Origin of the sequence: Sphingomonas sp. MMS24-J13 (assembly GCF_044905095.1) — a bacterium.
Taxonomy (GTDB): Bacteria; Pseudomonadota; Alphaproteobacteria; order Sphingomonadales; family Sphingomonadaceae; genus Sphingomonas_I.
The window spans coordinates 4,909,776-4,924,740 of sequence record NZ_CP173258.1; the positions used below are offsets into that span (position 1 = coordinate 4,909,776).

At 64.9% G+C, this 14,965-nt stretch carries 18 protein-coding genes and 1 pseudogene; 7 read left to right on the forward strand and 12 right to left on the reverse strand.

Features of this window, described 5'->3' with window-relative positions; genetic code table 11:
• Positions 1-9 precede the first annotated feature (9 nt).
• Positions 10-852 carry an alpha/beta fold hydrolase gene (locus AB4Z44_RS22935; protein ID WP_404711963.1) on the forward strand — a complete coding sequence of 281 codons (843 nt, stop codon included), beginning with the start codon at positions 10-12 and terminating at the stop codon, positions 850-852.
• 70 nt (positions 853-922) lie between these two features.
• Here the strand turns inward: AB4Z44_RS22935 and AB4Z44_RS22940 are convergent, their stop codons facing one another.
• Entirely contained in the window at positions 923-1,663 is a 741-nt protein-coding gene (locus tag AB4Z44_RS22940) for a hypothetical protein (RefSeq protein WP_404711964.1), read from the reverse strand.
• On the reverse strand, positions 1,660-2,124 hold the full coding sequence (locus AB4Z44_RS22945; protein WP_404711965.1) for a hypothetical protein: 465 nt from the start codon (positions 2,122-2,124) through the stop codon (positions 1,660-1,662). The genes AB4Z44_RS22940 and AB4Z44_RS22945 overlap by 4 nt, the downstream gene beginning before the upstream one ends.
• 59 nt (positions 2,125-2,183) lie before the next feature.
• Here AB4Z44_RS22945 and AB4Z44_RS22950 point away from each other — a divergent pair, with 59 nt between their 5' ends.
• The 4 genes from AB4Z44_RS22950 (at position 2,184) to AB4Z44_RS22965 (ending at position 5,270) form a co-directional block, all read left to right on the forward strand.
• Positions 2,184-3,011, forward strand: coding sequence for a fumarylacetoacetate hydrolase family protein (locus AB4Z44_RS22950; protein ID WP_404711966.1), 828 nt, complete (start codon positions 2,184-2,186; stop codon positions 3,009-3,011).
• The gene (locus tag AB4Z44_RS22955) at positions 3,008-4,261 is read left to right on the forward strand and encodes a M24 family metallopeptidase (RefSeq protein WP_404711967.1); all 1,254 of its coding nucleotides are present in this window, start codon (positions 3,008-3,010) and stop codon (positions 4,259-4,261) included. Before AB4Z44_RS22950 ends, AB4Z44_RS22955 begins: the two co-directional genes overlap by 4 nt.
• Positions 4,262-4,414: 153 nt before the next feature.
• Positions 4,415-4,762, forward strand: coding sequence for a hypothetical protein (locus AB4Z44_RS22960; RefSeq protein ID WP_404711968.1), 348 nt, complete (start codon positions 4,415-4,417; stop codon positions 4,760-4,762).
• 340 nt (positions 4,763-5,102) lie between these two features.
• Positions 5,103-5,270, forward strand: a complete 168-nt coding sequence (locus tag AB4Z44_RS22965; RefSeq protein ID WP_404711969.1) for a hypothetical protein — start codon at positions 5,103-5,105, stop codon at positions 5,268-5,270.
• Positions 5,271-5,802: 532 nt separating this feature from the next.
• Here the strand turns inward: AB4Z44_RS22965 and AB4Z44_RS22970 are convergent.
• Together AB4Z44_RS22970 and AB4Z44_RS22975 are read right to left on the reverse strand one after the other, a co-directional pair.
• Entirely contained in the window at positions 5,803-5,988 is a 186-nt protein-coding gene (locus AB4Z44_RS22970) for a carbohydrate porin (protein ID WP_404714314.1), read from the reverse strand.
• Positions 5,989-6,056: 68 nt separating this feature from the next.
• Positions 6,057-7,163: pseudogene (locus tag AB4Z44_RS22975) on the reverse strand (carbohydrate porin); the annotation flags it as partial.
• Positions 7,164-7,258: 95 nt separating this feature from the next.
• Here AB4Z44_RS22975 and AB4Z44_RS22980 point away from each other — a divergent pair.
• Entirely contained in the window at positions 7,259-7,570 is a 312-nt protein-coding gene (locus tag AB4Z44_RS22980) for a hypothetical protein (RefSeq protein ID WP_404711970.1), read from the forward strand.
• An 82-nt stretch (positions 7,571-7,652) separates the two neighbouring features.
• On the opposite strand, the gene AB4Z44_RS22985 is transcribed toward AB4Z44_RS22980, so the two are convergent.
• On the reverse strand, positions 7,653-8,411 hold the full coding sequence (locus tag AB4Z44_RS22985) for an energy transducer TonB (RefSeq protein WP_404711971.1): 759 nt from the start codon (positions 8,409-8,411) through the stop codon (positions 7,653-7,655).
• A 64-nt stretch (positions 8,412-8,475) separates the two neighbouring features.
• On the opposite strand from AB4Z44_RS22985, the gene AB4Z44_RS22990 reads away from it, so the two are divergent.
• Positions 8,476-9,093: a class I SAM-dependent methyltransferase gene (locus AB4Z44_RS22990; protein ID WP_404711972.1), complete on the forward strand. Its 618-nt coding sequence runs from the start codon at positions 8,476-8,478 to the stop codon at positions 9,091-9,093.
• On the opposite strand, the gene AB4Z44_RS22995 is transcribed toward AB4Z44_RS22990, so the two are convergent.
• The 7 genes from AB4Z44_RS22995 to AB4Z44_RS23025 form a co-directional block, all read right to left on the reverse strand.
• On the reverse strand, positions 9,054-10,040 hold the full coding sequence (locus tag AB4Z44_RS22995; RefSeq protein WP_404711973.1) for a glycosyltransferase family 2 protein: 987 nt from the start codon (positions 10,038-10,040) through the stop codon (positions 9,054-9,056). The two genes, AB4Z44_RS22990 and AB4Z44_RS22995, sit on opposite strands and share 40 nt — an antisense overlap.
• Positions 10,037-10,447 (reverse strand): GtrA family protein, encoded by a 411-nt coding sequence (locus AB4Z44_RS23000; RefSeq protein ID WP_404711974.1) that lies wholly within the window; start codon positions 10,445-10,447, stop codon positions 10,037-10,039. The genes AB4Z44_RS22995 and AB4Z44_RS23000 overlap by 4 nt, the downstream gene beginning before the upstream one ends.
• Positions 10,444-11,265: a glycosyltransferase family 2 protein gene (locus tag AB4Z44_RS23005; protein ID WP_404711975.1), complete on the reverse strand. Its 822-nt coding sequence runs from the start codon at positions 11,263-11,265 to the stop codon at positions 10,444-10,446. Before AB4Z44_RS23005 ends, AB4Z44_RS23000 begins: the two co-directional genes overlap by 4 nt.
• Positions 11,266-11,452: 187 nt before the next feature.
• A complete protein-coding gene (gene galE / locus AB4Z44_RS23010; protein WP_404711976.1) occupies positions 11,453-12,463 on the reverse strand; it encodes a UDP-glucose 4-epimerase GalE in 1,011 nt (336 codons plus the stop codon).
• Positions 12,464-12,541: 78 nt separating this feature from the next.
• On the reverse strand, positions 12,542-13,672 hold the full coding sequence (locus tag AB4Z44_RS23015) for a glycosyltransferase family 4 protein (RefSeq protein ID WP_404711977.1): 1,131 nt from the start codon (positions 13,670-13,672) through the stop codon (positions 12,542-12,544).
• 5 nt (positions 13,673-13,677) lie between these two features.
• A complete protein-coding gene (locus tag AB4Z44_RS23020) occupies positions 13,678-14,139 on the reverse strand; it encodes a GtrA family protein (protein WP_404711978.1) in 462 nt (153 codons plus the stop codon).
• Complete coding sequence (locus tag AB4Z44_RS23025) at positions 14,140-14,853, reverse strand: ferritin-like domain-containing protein (protein WP_404711979.1); 714 nt, start codon at positions 14,851-14,853, stop codon at positions 14,140-14,142.
• Positions 14,854-14,965: the final 112 nt, after the last annotated feature.

A 14,965-nucleotide genomic window follows, 5' to 3' on the forward strand; every position in this document is an offset into this window, starting at 1 on the left:
GAGCCCGACATGACCAAGCAAGCCTTCCGCACCGTCGATATCGACGGGATCGAGATCTTCTATCGCGAGGCGGGTGATCCGTCGAACCCGACTCTGCTGTTGCTGCACGGCTTTCCGACGTCGAGCCACATGTTCCGCGATCTGATCCCGCTACTGGCCGATCGCTTCCACATCGTCGCGCCCGATCTGCCGGGCTTCGGCCGGTCGGGGCGGCCGCGGCACAACACATTCGATCATCTGGCGGAGGTCATCGGCCGCTTCACCGATGTGATCGGGCTCAACCATTATGCGCTCTACGTGTTCGATTATGGTGCGCCGGTGGGCTTCCGCCTGGCGCTGGCGCAGCCGGGGCGGATCGCCGGGATCATCTCGCAGAACGGAAACGCTTACGAGGAGGGGCTGAGCCAGGGCTGGGATGCGCTGCGCGCTTATTGGCGCGATCCGAGCGAGGCCAATCGCGAAGCGCAGCGCGCCATGCTGTCTCCGGAGGGAATACGCTTCCAATATGAGCATGGAGTCGCCGATCCGGGCACGGTCTCGCCCGACGGCAGCGCACTCGACATCTTCTACACGCAGCGGCCGGGGATCGACGAGATCCAGCTCGATCTTTTCCGGGATTACGCGTCTAACGTTGCGTTATACCCGGCTTTTCAGGCGTGGTTTCGCGAGCACCGTCCCAGGTTGCTGGCAATCTGGGGTGCGAATGACCCCTTCTTCCTGCCTGCCGGCGCCGAGGCATACCGACGTGATATTCCCGATGCCCAGGTCAGACTGCTCGATACCGGGCACTTCGCGCTCGAGACGCATGCGGGTGAGATTGCGGCAGCGATCCGTGAAGTGTTTGCGGAATAAGTAAATCTCCCCGGAACGGGGACGGGCCTACCACGCCGCTTCTGCCCAGCGTTTCAGCCAATCGGACGGGCTATTCGCGCGGCGGCAATACGACCTCGCGTTGATCGGCACCGCGCGCGAACCGAGCGCGGTCGGCGGCGATCGTGGTAAGGCGCCAGCCGCCGGCCGTCTCGCCGATGCGCAGATTGCGGGTCGCCCCGCCGGGCAGGCGTACCAGCGCGACCGCATCGTGCGGCAACCGGCCGGCAATGCCGATCAGTTCGGGCAGCGCATTGGCGACGGGACGTGCATCCTGCGGCGCATCGACAGCGAACAGGGTGCGCGCCGGCGCTTGCGGGGCGGGGTCGGCCTGTTCCAGCAAAGTCGCGCCGGCCGTAGCGGCGCGCCATGGTGCGGCCGCTTCGGCTTTCAACTGCAAGGCGCCGGCACCGTCGGCCGCGATCGACCAGGTGACGAAACGGAGCGGCGATGTCGCGGATTCGGCGGCCTCGGCGAAGGCGCGCAGCCGGTCTTCGGGGCCGTGTGCCTCGATTCGAACCGAGACGAGCCCATCGAGCCGCGATGCGAGCGGGGATAGCGACAGCCGCACCCCTGTCGCGGACGCGGCGTCGCCGAGCTGTTTCGCGAGCAGCGGCTGGGCCTCGGCGGCGGTGGTGGCCGGGAGACGCAGCGCAGCGGTCACCGCCACCACCTGCGAGGCGCCCCGCGCCGCCGCCTGCGCCCGGCGCGCCTCGCCGAGGCGGCCGATCGCGTGCCAGGCCCAGATGCAAAGCATGATCGCCGCCGGCGCGGTCAGGACGATCCGTTTCATTCCTGGTTCTCGACCAGCGTCACGCGAATGCGTCCCTCGACGCGCTCCGCCTGTCCTCGCTCGCGGAAATCCTCGAACCACGCGTCGGCGGCGAGCAAGGCCCGCAATTCGTCCGGATCGGCGGCGTCGAGTGCGATGCGAAGCGCGCCGTCGCGGTTGCGCCCCGCCTCGGCCAGCGGCGTCGCGGACGGCAGATGGCGCGCCAGATCCGCCAATGTGCTTGCAAGGCGCGGCTGCGCGAATGCCCGGGCGATGGTGCGTGCCTCGGCTTCGCCGGCGGCGGGCGAGGGCGCCTCGCTCACCTGTCGCGCGGTCTCGGCTTCGATCCGGCGAGCCTCGATCGTCGCGACGATTGCGATCGTGGCAGGCGCCGCCACGATCATGACCGCTAGCCCCCACAGCCACGGCTGCGAATTCGGTTTGGAGGGCCGTAACCGGCCGATCAGGGGATCGCCGCTCATCCGTGCCGCTCTCTTGCCCGATCGCTCCGCCGGGGAGTAGGCGGTGGCGAAAGGAGACGATGATGAAGCTCGCAACGATCCGTCACGAAGGGGTGGAATGCGCTGCGATCGTCGATCCCGCGGCCGGCCGCGCCTGGCCGCTGCCGGGTCGATCGATGCTCGAGCTGATCGACAGCGGCGAGGCCCCGGCCGCCGATGGCCCAGGCGTCCCGCTGGACGAGGTCGCTCTGCTTGCTCCCATCCCGCTGCCCCGACGCAACATCTTCTGCGTCGGCAAGAATTACCGCGATCATATCGCCGAGATGCGGGTGGGGGCGGAGGCGCCGCCCGAATATCCGATCCTCTTCTCCAAAGTACCGCAAACGGTGATCGCGCCGGGCGACGCGATCCGCATTCCGACCGGCGTCAGCGAGGCGATCGATTACGAGGCCGAACTTGCGGTGGTCATCGGCACGCAAGGCCGGGGAATCAAGGCGGCGGACGCTTGGGGCCATATCTTTGGATACACCATCCTCAACGACGTGACCGCACGCGATCTGCAGCGGCGCCACACACAATGGCTGATCGGGAAGTCGCTGGATAGCTTTTGTCCGATGGGGCCGTGGATCGTCACCGCCGAAGCGCTCGACGCGAAGGCGATCGATGTCGCGCTTTGGGTCAACGGCGAGCAGCGCCAGAAGGCGAATACGAGCGACCTGATCTTCGACATCCCGACGATCATCGAGACGCTGTCGGCGGGCATCACCCTCTATCCCGGCGACATCATCGCCACCGGCACACCGGCCGGCGTTGGCGCGGGATTCAAGCCGCCGCGCTTCCTCAAGGCGGGGGACGAGGTGGTGATCGAGATCGAGGGGATCGGGCGTCTGAACAATCCGGTCCAATGATAAACCGGCGGCACCTGATCGCGGGCGGTGCGGTGCTGGCAGGCACGGCCATGCTGCCGGCACGGCTGCTGGCCGCGGAAATCGACACGAGCGATCTCGTGCCCATGACCGGCCATGCCAGGCCGATCGATCGCGCCGAACGCCTCGCCCGGATCGAGCGCGCGCAGCGGTTGATGCACGCCAACAAGATCGACGCGATCCTGATCGAGCCTGGATCGTCGATGGTCTATTTCAGCGGGATCGAATGGTGGCGCAGCGAACGGCTGACCGCTTTCGTGCTCCCCGCCAGGGGCGCGCCTCTGGTCGTCACGCCGTTCTTCGAGGAGCCGTCGGTGCGGGAATCGCTCGTCGTACCGGCGGACGTGCGCGTGTGGCAGGAGGATGAGAGCCCGACCGCGCTGATTGCCGGTGCACTGCGCGAGCGCGGGCTGGCGAGTGGCACGATCGGGATCGAGGAGACGGTGCGTTTCTTCGGCAGCGACGGGCTTGCGCAGCATCTGCCGCACGCCCGGCTGGTCTCGGCCAATCCGGTGGTGCGCGGCTGCCGTCTGATCAAGACCCCCGCCGAGATCGCGTTGTTGCAGATCGCCAACGACGTCACGCTCGCGGCGATGAAATGGACCTGGGGTCGGGTGAAGGAGGGGATGACGCGGGATCAGGTCGCTGCGCTGGTCACCGCTGCGACCGGGAAACTGGGCGGGAGCGATGTCGACGCCTTGATCCTGCTGGGCGAGGCCGCCGCTTACCCGCATGGCAGCCACAAGCCGCAGACCGTCCGCGAGGGCGAAGTCGTGTTGATGGACTGCGGTTGCAAGGTCCATGGTTACACGTCGGACATATCACGCACCTTCGTCCCGGGCCGCGCGCCCGACGATGTGCGGCGCGTGTTCGATCAGGTGGCCGAAGGGCAGCATGTTGCAGTCCGGAGCGCCAAAGTCGGCCTGCCGGCGGGCGCAGTCGATGATGCCGTGCGCGCTTATTATACCAGGCTCGGCTACGGCCCCGGTTATCGCCTGCCCGGTCTGTCGCATCGCACGGGGCACGGCATCGGCATGGATGGGCACGAACCGGTCAATCTGGTGCATGGCGAGACGACGGCGCTGGCGCCCGGCATGTGCTTCTCGGATGAGCCCGGGCTTTATCTGCCGGAGAAGTTCGGGGTGCGGCTGGAGGATTGCTGGCGGATGACCGAGGCGGGCCCCAAATTCTTCACGGCGCCGCCGATGGCAATCGACCAGCCGTTCGGATGAATGGCCTTCGCATCCGTCAGGAATATGCGGACCCGGACTAAGTTGAATCTTGCCAATCAATGAACAATCGCAGCGCGCCGGCGTTTCGAGCGCATGCAAAAAACGGCCTATCTTGTGGCGGTTGCGGCGCTTCTCCTGCCCCTAGGCGGCATCGTGCTCGATCGGTCGATGGCGGTATCCGCGACACGGATTGCGGCACCGGCCGATACGCGGATCGTCCGTGCCGATTTCGACGCGTCGCGTCCGGCCGATGCCGGTTACGCCGTGCCCGGCGTGCTCGACGATCGAAGCTGGAAGCCCGAATATGACGAGATGCCGGTGACGCATGTAGCGAGCTACGTCCGCCATCGCGCTGCACCGCTCCGGCCCGACGACGCGATGCCTGCCACGATTGCCGGGGCAGCCGAACAGCCCGTGGCCACCTCGATCCTGCCTGCGGAAAAGGAGCCGGCCGTCGCGGCCGATGACGATGCCGTATCGGGCCCTCAGCTGCAGTCCTAGGTCGTTCGGACCAAGCAATGCCGGGTGGACTGGCGTCACGCGGCGCCGCGACGATCATCTGTTAAAGGTGCCTATGCTCTTGCAAGGTGAAAGAAGGCGATGCCGCGTATTCGCCTTGATCAATGCGAGTTAGAATGCGCATCCCGCCGTATACGTAATAATACGTAGGTAAACAATTCTATATTTGTAGCCGTCATTTAGATGGTTAAGCTTGTAGGATTAAAGCGGAAACAACGATTTTGGACCGATTGTTCATATGCCGTCTTACTCATCTGCGATAGGGCCAAATGCATTGGGCCAAGCGGGGGTGTGGCGTATATTGATATATCGGGGATAGGTCGTGAATCTGGCGAAGATGGAAGAGTGTCTCGCTCTGTTGCGTAAGGCCGACGATCTCTTGATGGAAGACAATGAGCTTGCGATTGCCGTGCATGTATCGCGAGCCATTGAGGATCTGGCCGCCCGGATCGATGGTCAAACGTCCGCCCAGCACAGCAAACCTGCCTGAAATTGATACCTTTCGAACGCGATGATCGCTTCGATCGAATTGTTCTGAACCTCCCGATACCCGCGACGCGCCGGAATCGCTCGGCCTTTTCTCGGGGAGAGGAGTGCGCCGCAAATGCCCCTTCCGTATTTTCCCGAACGCGCGCACGCCGTGGCATTCATCTATTATATGCGCATGTGATCGGGATCGCCGGTTTGGCAAACGCCGCGGCATCCCTGTTTGGGGTTTCATGATGGTTCGCATCATCCTTCTTGCCCTGGCTTCCGCTGCTGCCCCTGCTTCCGCAGCGGCGCCTGCCAGCGACGGGGTTGCCGTCCCGTCGCTGGCGGTTGTGGCGGCTGCCGCTTACGTGGTTTCGGGTGGCATCAAAGCGCAGCAGGTTGCTGTTGCGGGTCAGCCCGTAGCGGCCGATCCCGCGCCGGCCCGGGCCGGAGCATCGCTGTGGGAACGGCGTATGGTCCAACGCTGCGTGCATATTGATACCCGGGTCGTCTGCTGATCCGTTTCCTGCCCGCCTCTTGCGGGGGGAGGATTAAAATGCCGCGTGGAGACGCATGCCGAACACGCTGATCGGGCCGCGATCGCGATTGTAAGCCGGATTGCCGATGATCTGATAGTCGAGCGCCAGGGCGAGCGGCTTGGCCACCTGCCACTGATAATAAGCCTCGCCGATCGCCTCCGGCGCGGCATGGGGCAACTGGCCGTCGCCGACCAGCACGCCGATCCCCCCGCGGCCAGATAATCCCGATGCGCGCGGCTGATATCGTTGACGATGGCCGCCAGCCCGATCGTGTCGGCCGCCCGGCCCCAGCCCGCGCCCTTGATCGACAGGCCGGCCGAGACGGTGCGATCGACGTCGGTAAAATCGTAAGGCTCGATCGCGCCATCACTCAGTCCGGCGCGCACGAACAACCCGATCGTATCGGTCAGTGCCTGCTCGACATTGAGGCTGGCACCGATGCGCGAACGGCGGGCGCGCACGAGCGCGGTGTCAGGTGCGTCATGGGTAGCGGCGGCAAGCGCCAGCGCATTGTCGAAGCGGCCAAACCTGCCGCGGTTGAAGAAGGCGGTCAGCCGGATCGCGCCATCGCGGCCACCGATCTTGTGGCGATGTTCGATCTCGCCATCGACCTGAAACTGGTTGAAGCCGCGCTCCAGCGTTTCGCCGTTGGGGATCTTCGACAGGTTGAACAGGCCGACGCGCGCGGTCCACGCGCCTTTGTAATATTCGGCCGTCATGCCCGAACTATAGCCCCACGCGTCGGCGGCATAATCGAAGCTGCCGGCGTCGACAGCCGTCCAGTTGAGGAAATCGCTGCGCGGATCATGTGCATATTTGTTGGTGTCGAACACGTCGCCGACGCCGAATTTGCCGATCGTCAGGACAAGGCGATCGGCCATCTGGGTGGTAGCGAACTGGTTTGCCGCGCCATCGACCTTGGCGGTTTCGCCGCCCAGATCGATCGTCTGCCGCAACAAGAGGCGCTGAATGCGGACGTAAGGATGTTTTTTGCCAACCTTGTAAGCTTCGGCACTGGGGAAACCGGCCGCACCCAACGTATTCGAAAGGCCGAACCCTTGATCGACCTCGGGATTGATCCAGATTTCGGCGCCATGCCACGGCGCCACGCCGAGATAGAGCGTCGCGTCGATCGTCTCCTTCCGCTGGTTCGGCGTCAGGCTGTTAGGTCCTTGATATGGATCACGAAAACCGGGCGTGCCCTGCAAGGTGAAGGTGCCCTGCGCGTGGATGGCAAGCCAGTCGGGCAGCGTTGGGTCGGCAGCGTGGGCCGATGGCGCCAGCAAAGCAGTGAGGATCGGGCCGAGCATTTTCATCCGGATCGCCCTGATCCAACGTGATGACGGGAAGGTTACAATGCGCGCCGCTGCCATAGCATTGCAGGTGCCCCAGCCGCTGATCTCGATCAACTCCACGCAACAAAGCCGGCGGGTCGCGAGTTACGGCTGCGTCACAAAAGGAAATTCGCATGAGCAAAAAAATCGCATTGGCCGCGCTTGCGGTTCTCATGACCGGTTCGGCCGTCGTTCCCGAAGCCGCCAGCGCGCACAGCGCATCCTGGTACCGCCATCATCGCGCCTACCGCGGCAATGGCGGCAATTATCATCGCTGCAGCGGTGGCAATGGCGCGGTCGGCACGATTGCGGGCGGCGTCGGCGGTGCGCTGATCGGCAATGGCCTGGGCGGTGGTACGCTCGGCACGGTTGCGGGTGGCGTCGGCGGCGCGCTGCTTGGGCGCCATCTCGACAAGCAGCATACGCGTCACCGTAACGGCTGCTGAGGTTCGGCTATAATAGCGTCATCCCCGCGCGGCCCCTACAGAGCATTGCTGTGGGTGCCGCCTTGCGGGGATGACGATCCTCCTACCGCCGATCGGCCTCGCCGGGCTCAGGTGTCACTACCCAGGTATGGTTTTCCACGATGCTCGACGGAACCGGGCGATGATCCGCATCGCGTGACGGATCGTAGCGAAAATGCTCTTCGATCAGTCGGCAGGTCGCGCGATCGAGCTCGGCATTGCCGCTCGATTCCGTGGCAACGCAATTGCTGACCCTCCCCTTCGTATCGACATCATAGCGCACGCCTACCGTGCCGCCGATTTGCCCCTGGCGCAGCTCGGGCGGCAGATCTGAGAATTTGAGCTTGCCCTTCTTGAGGCGCGGCGGCGTATCGTCGCCATCGCCGTCGCCATTCCCCCCGCCGCCGGTGCCGTCGCCAACGCCGCCCGCGCCCTGGCCCGGTCCGGGCCGATCGGACGCACCCGCCGATGGCGCCATGCCGAGCGCGACTTTGGGGGCCGTCATCACCACCGGCGGCGTCGGCAGAACTGGCGGAGGCGGTTTGACGATCTCGGCCGCCTTGTTCTTCAGATTGCGCGGCGAGGCTCGGCTTGATGCCTTGTTCGCTTTCGGCGCCTCGGATCGCGTTCTGGGCGGCGGCGGTGGCGGCGGCGCGAGCTTGAGCGACAGCAGGGTCGCTGGCTGCTGCTCGCGGAAACGCTGGTCTACCCGCATGCCGAAGAGCAACAGGCAGCCGAGCCCGGTCACGACGATCGTCGTGCCGACGCTGCCGACCAGCCTCTCCTGCGTGCGTGCCTGCATGACGGCATCAGCGCGGAGCACGCAGGGTTTGTTCCAGGTGCCGCCGGTAACGATATGCCAAGAATCAGCGGTTATGGGGGTCGTCATGATCGATGCGCAGCGTGCCATGGCGGGCAATACCGCGATCGACGACTATGCCCGCCGCCTGCAGTCGCGACAGCAGGCCTGGTGGAAAAAACTGCTTCCGGTCCAGGCGCCCTATCAATGGAATATCCGCCGCCAGAAACTTGGGAGGACGCTCGAGATCGGCTGCGGCGTCGGCCGCAACCTCGCCACGCTCGGGCGCGGATCGGTCGGGGTCGATCATAACGAACTCGCCGTGCGGATCGCGTGCGATCGCGGTTTCAAGGCGCTGACCGTGGCGGAGTGGACCATGAGCCCGCTACGAAAGCACGAGGCGTTCGACGGCATCCTGATCAGCCATGTGCTCGAACATCTCGATGCGGATGCGTGCGCCTGGGTGTTAGGCAGCTATCTGCCGTATTTGAAACCCGGCGGCCGCGTCTTCATGATCTGCCCACAGGAAGTCGGCTACGCTTCTGACCCGACCCATGTGCGCTTCATCGATGGCGCCGCGCTGACGGCGCTGGCAACCCGGCTCGGGTTGCAACCCGAGCCGTGGTTCAGCTTCCCCTTTCCGCGCAGCGCGGGCAAGCTCTTCATCTACAACGAATTCTGCCTGCTGGCGTCCAAGCCGGCCTGATCTTCGGCACCGTCGGCGCGCTCCTCGATGAAGAAGCGCGGGCGGCGCTTGGTCTCGAGATAGATCTTGCCGACATATTCTCCGATCACCCCGATCGAGAAGAGCTGCACCCCGCCGAGCAGATAGATGGGGATCACCGACGATGCCCAACCGGGCAGCACATCGCCGCGGAAGATCTTCCCGTATAACACCCACGAGATCGCGGCGACGCTGAACAGGCAGACCATGATGCCGACCGCCGCGATCATGCGCAGCGGTACCACGCTGAACGAAGTGATGCCGTCGATTGCGAGCGAGATCATCCGGCGAACCGGATATTTGCTTTCGCCCGCCGTCCGCTCGTGGCGATCGTAGGCCACGGTGGCGGTGGCGAAGCCGAGCTGCGGCACGATCCCGCGCAGGAACAGATTGACTTCGGTGAACCTTTCGAGCGCCGCGATCGCGCGGCGGCTCATCAGCCGGTAATCGGCGTGGTTGAAGACGATCTGAACGCCCATGAAGCCGAGGATGCGGTAATAGGATTCGGCGGTGGCGCGCTTGAACGCGCTGTCGGCGGTACGTGACCGGCGGACGCCGTAGACGATATCGATCCCGGCGGCGTTGAGATCGACCATCTTCTCGATCACCGACGTATCGTCCTGCAGATCGGCGTCGATCGTGACGATGGCATCGCCCTCGGCCGCATCGAGCCCGGCGAGCAGGGCATTCTGGTGCCCGCGGTTGCGCGACAGTTTGACCCCGTGGAAGCGCGGATCCTTGCCTGCCGTCTCGCGGATCAGCGTCCAGGTGCCATCCGCGCTGCCGTCGTCGATGAGCCAGACGCCGCTCGTTGCCGCAATCTTACCGGCCCCCGCCAGATCCGCGAGAAGCTGGCCCAGCCGGCGGACCGTTACCGGCAGCGCCTTCTCCTCATTGTAGCAGGGCACGACAATGGCGAGGCGGATCATGCGGATTTCTCCCTGCCGGTTCGGAACACCAGCAGCTTTTGAACCAGGTAAGATATGATCGTGGCCCCCGGCAAGACGATCAGCCCCGCCACGAGCGGGGTCAGCCCATAGGTCATCAGCAGCGCGATGCAGGCGATCTGGACCAGGTAGATGCAGAACCAGCCTGCGAAGAAGCGCGCGAACCGGCGCCAGTCATGATCGTGGAAGACGTAACGGCTCTGCAGGTGGAAATTGAAGCAGACGCCGAAAATCAGGCAGACGAAATTGGCCAGCCAGAAGACCATGCCTGCCGAAACCAGCGCGAAGTATAGCGCATAGCCGACCAGCGTGTTGATCCCGCCGAAGATCAGGAAGCGCAGGGGCCGGCTCGCTCCGATCCGGGCGCCGAGGCGCGACGAGCGCGTCATCGCGCGACGACCTTGTAGAAGATAAGCCGCGCCAGATTGCTGGCCAGCGCATTCAATTTGCCGATGGCGACATCCCGGCGTGTCGTCGGTACCAGCCCGGCCCGTCCCATACGATCGAGGAAGGCACCATATTGGCGCGCCTGGCTGGCGCCGATCCGCACGCTCCACGATCCGCTGGAAACGCGAAAGGCCGAGACGGGATCGGCGCTATACCACGCATCGCCATGCGCCAGCAGCCGCAGCCAGTAATCGAGATCGACGACATAGGGCTGGCGCGCATCGAATCCGCCGATCCGTTCGGCGAGAGCGCGCCGGAACAGGACCGCACCGGGTTCGCCGATGACGTTGGTGCCCCTGCGCACGCAGGCACGCGCGAGCGTGGCGGCGGGAATGCGGCCGCTTGCGTTTGGGCCATAGCCACGCGTCATCAAGCGTTTGCCATGCGTGTCGAGTATGATGCGTGCGCTGAACGCCAGTGCGATCGCGCTATCGCGATCTGCCTCCAGCACCGCGACCTGTCTGGCCAGTGCGCCGGGGAGGATGAGATCGTCCTGCGGCAGCAGCTTGACGTAGGTGCCCGTCGCCAGCGCCAGCGCAGCGTTCCAGTTCGCCTCCGCACCCAGATTGGCAGCATTGCGCACCAGCCGGATCCGCGGATCGGCCACTGCCGCGACGATGTCGGCCGTATTGTCGCGGCTATGATCGTCGGCGACGATGATCTCGAAATCGACACCCTGCTGCGACAGGACCGAAGCGATCGCCGCCTCGATATGCCGGGCGCCATTGTAGGTGGGGATCAGGATCGAGACTGTCGGCAATGAACCTTCCCGGGGCGGGGCGGGGGATAGGCGAAATGCCGTTCGGCGCGCAACCCTGGGGGCAGGGGCGGATCATTGCGAGGACGCTCCGCCCGCTTGTGCCGCAACGCGTCGTGCGTGCTGGGTCTGGGAGGCTATCGAAGCCGCGCCCGCTGGAAGTCTTCTCCGCGCCCGAAGTAAACTCGGATCACCTCTGCCGTTCGGCCAGGATCCGTTCCCATGCCAGCGCATCGCCGATGATCTGCGGCAGATCGTTGCGCTTCGGCCGCCACGGCAGCGTTGCCAGGATCTTGCTGTTGTCGGCAACCAACAGATCGGGGTCGCCTGCCCGGCGGGGCTCGATGCGGCGTTCGATCGTCATGTTGGTGACGCGATCGACCGCGTCCAGCACCTCCAGCACCGAATAGCCCTGCCCATAGCCGCAATTCATGATCAGGCTCTCGGCCGGGTTGGCGATCAGATATTCGAGCGCATGGACGTGCGCATCGGCGAGATCGCTGACATGGATATAATCGCGCACGCCGGTGCCGTCAGGCGTGTCGTAATCGGTGCCGAACACGCCGACATGGCCACGCTTGCCGGTCGCCGCCTCGACCGCGATCTTGATCAGGTGGGTGGCGCCCGCGGTCGACTGGCCCGAACGGCCCTGCGGATCGGCGCCGGCGACATTGAAATAACGCAGCGCGCAGAAGTTCAGCGGGTGCGCCGCCACGACATCGCGCAGCATATATTCGGTCATCAGCTTCGACATGCCGTAGGGATTGATCGGCCGGGTCGGGGCGGTCTCGCGCAGCGGCACTTCCTCGGGAATGCCATAGGTCGCGGCGGTCGAGGAGAAGATGAAATGCTTCACCCCGGCCTGCACCACCGCCTCGATCAAGGCGCGGCTGGCGGCGGTGTTATTGCGATAATATTTGAGCGGATCGACCACCGATTCCGGCACCACGATCGATCCGGCGAAATGCATGACCGCGCCGATATTGTGCTCGGCAAGCGTGCGCCCGACCAGCGCCATGTCGGACACATCGCCCTCGATCAAGGCGACGTCATCGGGGATGGCCCAGCTAAAGCCGGTCGTCAGATTGTCGATCACCGCCACCGGCCAGCCTGCGTCCCGCAAGGACAGCACGGCATGGCTGCCGATATAGCCGGCGCCGCCGGTAACCAGGACGGTGAAGGGCTTGGATTCGATCGGCATGGAGCTCCCCGCAATGTCGGTGCCGCCTCCATGCCGCAAAGCGTCGGCAGCGTCACCCGGCTTTGCGCATCCGGGCGATCACGCGGCGGGGCGCCGCAGCCGCCGATAGGTTTCGGCAACGCTTTCCGATGCGGCGTCCCAACTATAACCGGCGCTGGCAGCGCGCGCGGCCCGGCCCATGGTCCGGCGGCGCTGCGGATCGGCGATGAGCCCACGGATCGCTTCCGCGTAGGCGGAAATTTCGAGCGGAGGGCGGAGCAGACCTTCCACCCCGTCCCGTACCAGAGCACGCGCGCTTGGCGCGTCGGCGCTGACCACGGGGATGCCGCACGCCATCGCTTCCAGCACGACGTTGCCGAAGGTCTCGGTCGTGCTCGGTGTCAGCAGGATATCGGCGCTGGCGACGGCACGGGCGAGCATTTCTCCCTGGACATGGCCCGTCAATACGGCGCCCGGCAGCGCCCGAAACAGGCTCTCCGCCGGGCCGGCCCCCACGATCAGCGGACGCACCGGCAAACCGGCGCCCTGCAGCGCGCTTATGACTTGCGCAAAGACATTGGCGCCTTTCTCCAGCACGAGCCGGCCGAAGAACAGCAGCGCGATCTCGCCGTCCGCTATGCCCTGGGCGCGGCGCCAGGCTGGATCGCGTCTCTCGGGGGCGAACATGTCCCGATCGACCCCGCGGCTCCACAGGCTGGCGCGGTCGTCGCCGCGCGTCCGCTTCATATCCGCGACGAGACCGGGCGTGGGCGCGAGCACATGATCGCTGCGGCGATAGAAAGCGCGGAGATGTGCTTCGATCAATGGCCGCGCCCAGCCGAGCCGGTAATAATCGAGATAGGTCTCGAAATGGGTGTGCATGCTGGCAACGATCGGGATGCCGCGCCGCCGCGCGTAATGCTGCGCGCGCACGTCGAGAATATCGGGCGTCGAGACATGAACGATATCGGGCGCGAACCGGTCGAGATCATAACGGATTGCGGCGGGGATGCCGAGCGCTAGCTGGAATTCGCGTCGGAACGGCAATTGCACCGACGGCACGGGGACGAGTGTGCCCGCAGGTTCGAAGGCGGGCGTATCGGTCACCGGCGAATAGACGCGCACGTCATGGCCCGATTTCTCTTCCAGATATCGGACGAGTCTATTCAGCGCCTGGTTCGCACCCTCGCGCAGATAATTGTAATTGCCCGAAAAGAGCGCGATCCGCATCGACGTCAGACCCGCCGGAAATTCAGGACGGCGTTCAACGCGAAGACAGCAAGCCCCGCAAAGACCGACACGATCACGCGCGCGACCAGATAGTTGATCGGGGTAAAGCGCAGGAACGCCGCATAGAGCGTGATCGTCACGACCAGGCCGATCGTGGCGTTGATCAGGAAATAGACATAGCCCGCCGCGAGCCCGCGCTCGGTTCCGCGAAAGATCCAGCTGCGGCCCAGCACGTAATGAACCGTGTTGGCGGCGACGAAGCCGATCGCGGCGGCCGCTACCTTGCCGACGCCGGCATAGCGGACCAGCGCCCACAGCAGCACCAGATCGAACAGGAAGGTGCCGCAACTGACGACGGTGTTCCGCACGAGCATCGCGCCGGTGCGGCGCGATGCCAGCCTGCGGATCAGGCCGGGGACCGGAGCGAGCGAAGATGCGGCATCGATTGCACGGACCTCGTTCGGCATTCAGCAAGCCGCCGCGCATGCGGACGATAAATTGGACGACATCTCCGGCTGGTCGTGCGCATCGGCCCAATCGGTGCGCCGCCGCAACCTGGGCGACAGGAATAATATGGGCAGCTTCAGGAACAGCAGTTCCGAATGGATGAAGCGATCGATGGCGCGTTCCCACCATGTATCGTTGCGCTTGCCGTTGGCGCGCAGCCAGCCGTCATAGGGGGCCCAGTGGCTGGGTTCGTCGCGTTCGATGATGCGAAAGATCTTCATCAGGACGGGGTCGCCGCGGATCACCGGATGGCGGAGCAGGATTTCGACCTGGCGATAGCCCCGTCGCTCGGTCAGCGAGATGACCCGGCACAGCTTTTCGAAAAGATCGTCGCGCTCGATCAGCGCCTGCGTGTCGAGGCCGTCGATCGTCGACCGGAACAGGATCTCGACGAAGCGATCGATATGTCCGCACGTTCGATCGACGGCGAACGGCATGATCCCGCGCAGTTCGAACCAGCGCCGGAACATCACATAATGCTTTCGTTCGTCGGCGCGGTGCCGTTCGATCGCAGCAGCCAATGCCCCATCGTGAGGAAAGCGCGCCCGGACGACATCGAGCACGCGATCGATAGCGGTATAACCGCGATGCTCGTTGTAGATGTAGATCGATCCTATCAGGTCGATGTAGCGGCGGCGAAGCCCGTCATGCAATTTCAGGAGCGGGGCTGTCATAGGCCGGACAATCGTCTCGCGGGCGTCCTGTTCCCTCAAGCGCGATATGCAAAATCACAACCTTTGCGGGCGGGCCAGGCGCGGAGACGGACAGGGCGATCGCCGCGTAGGC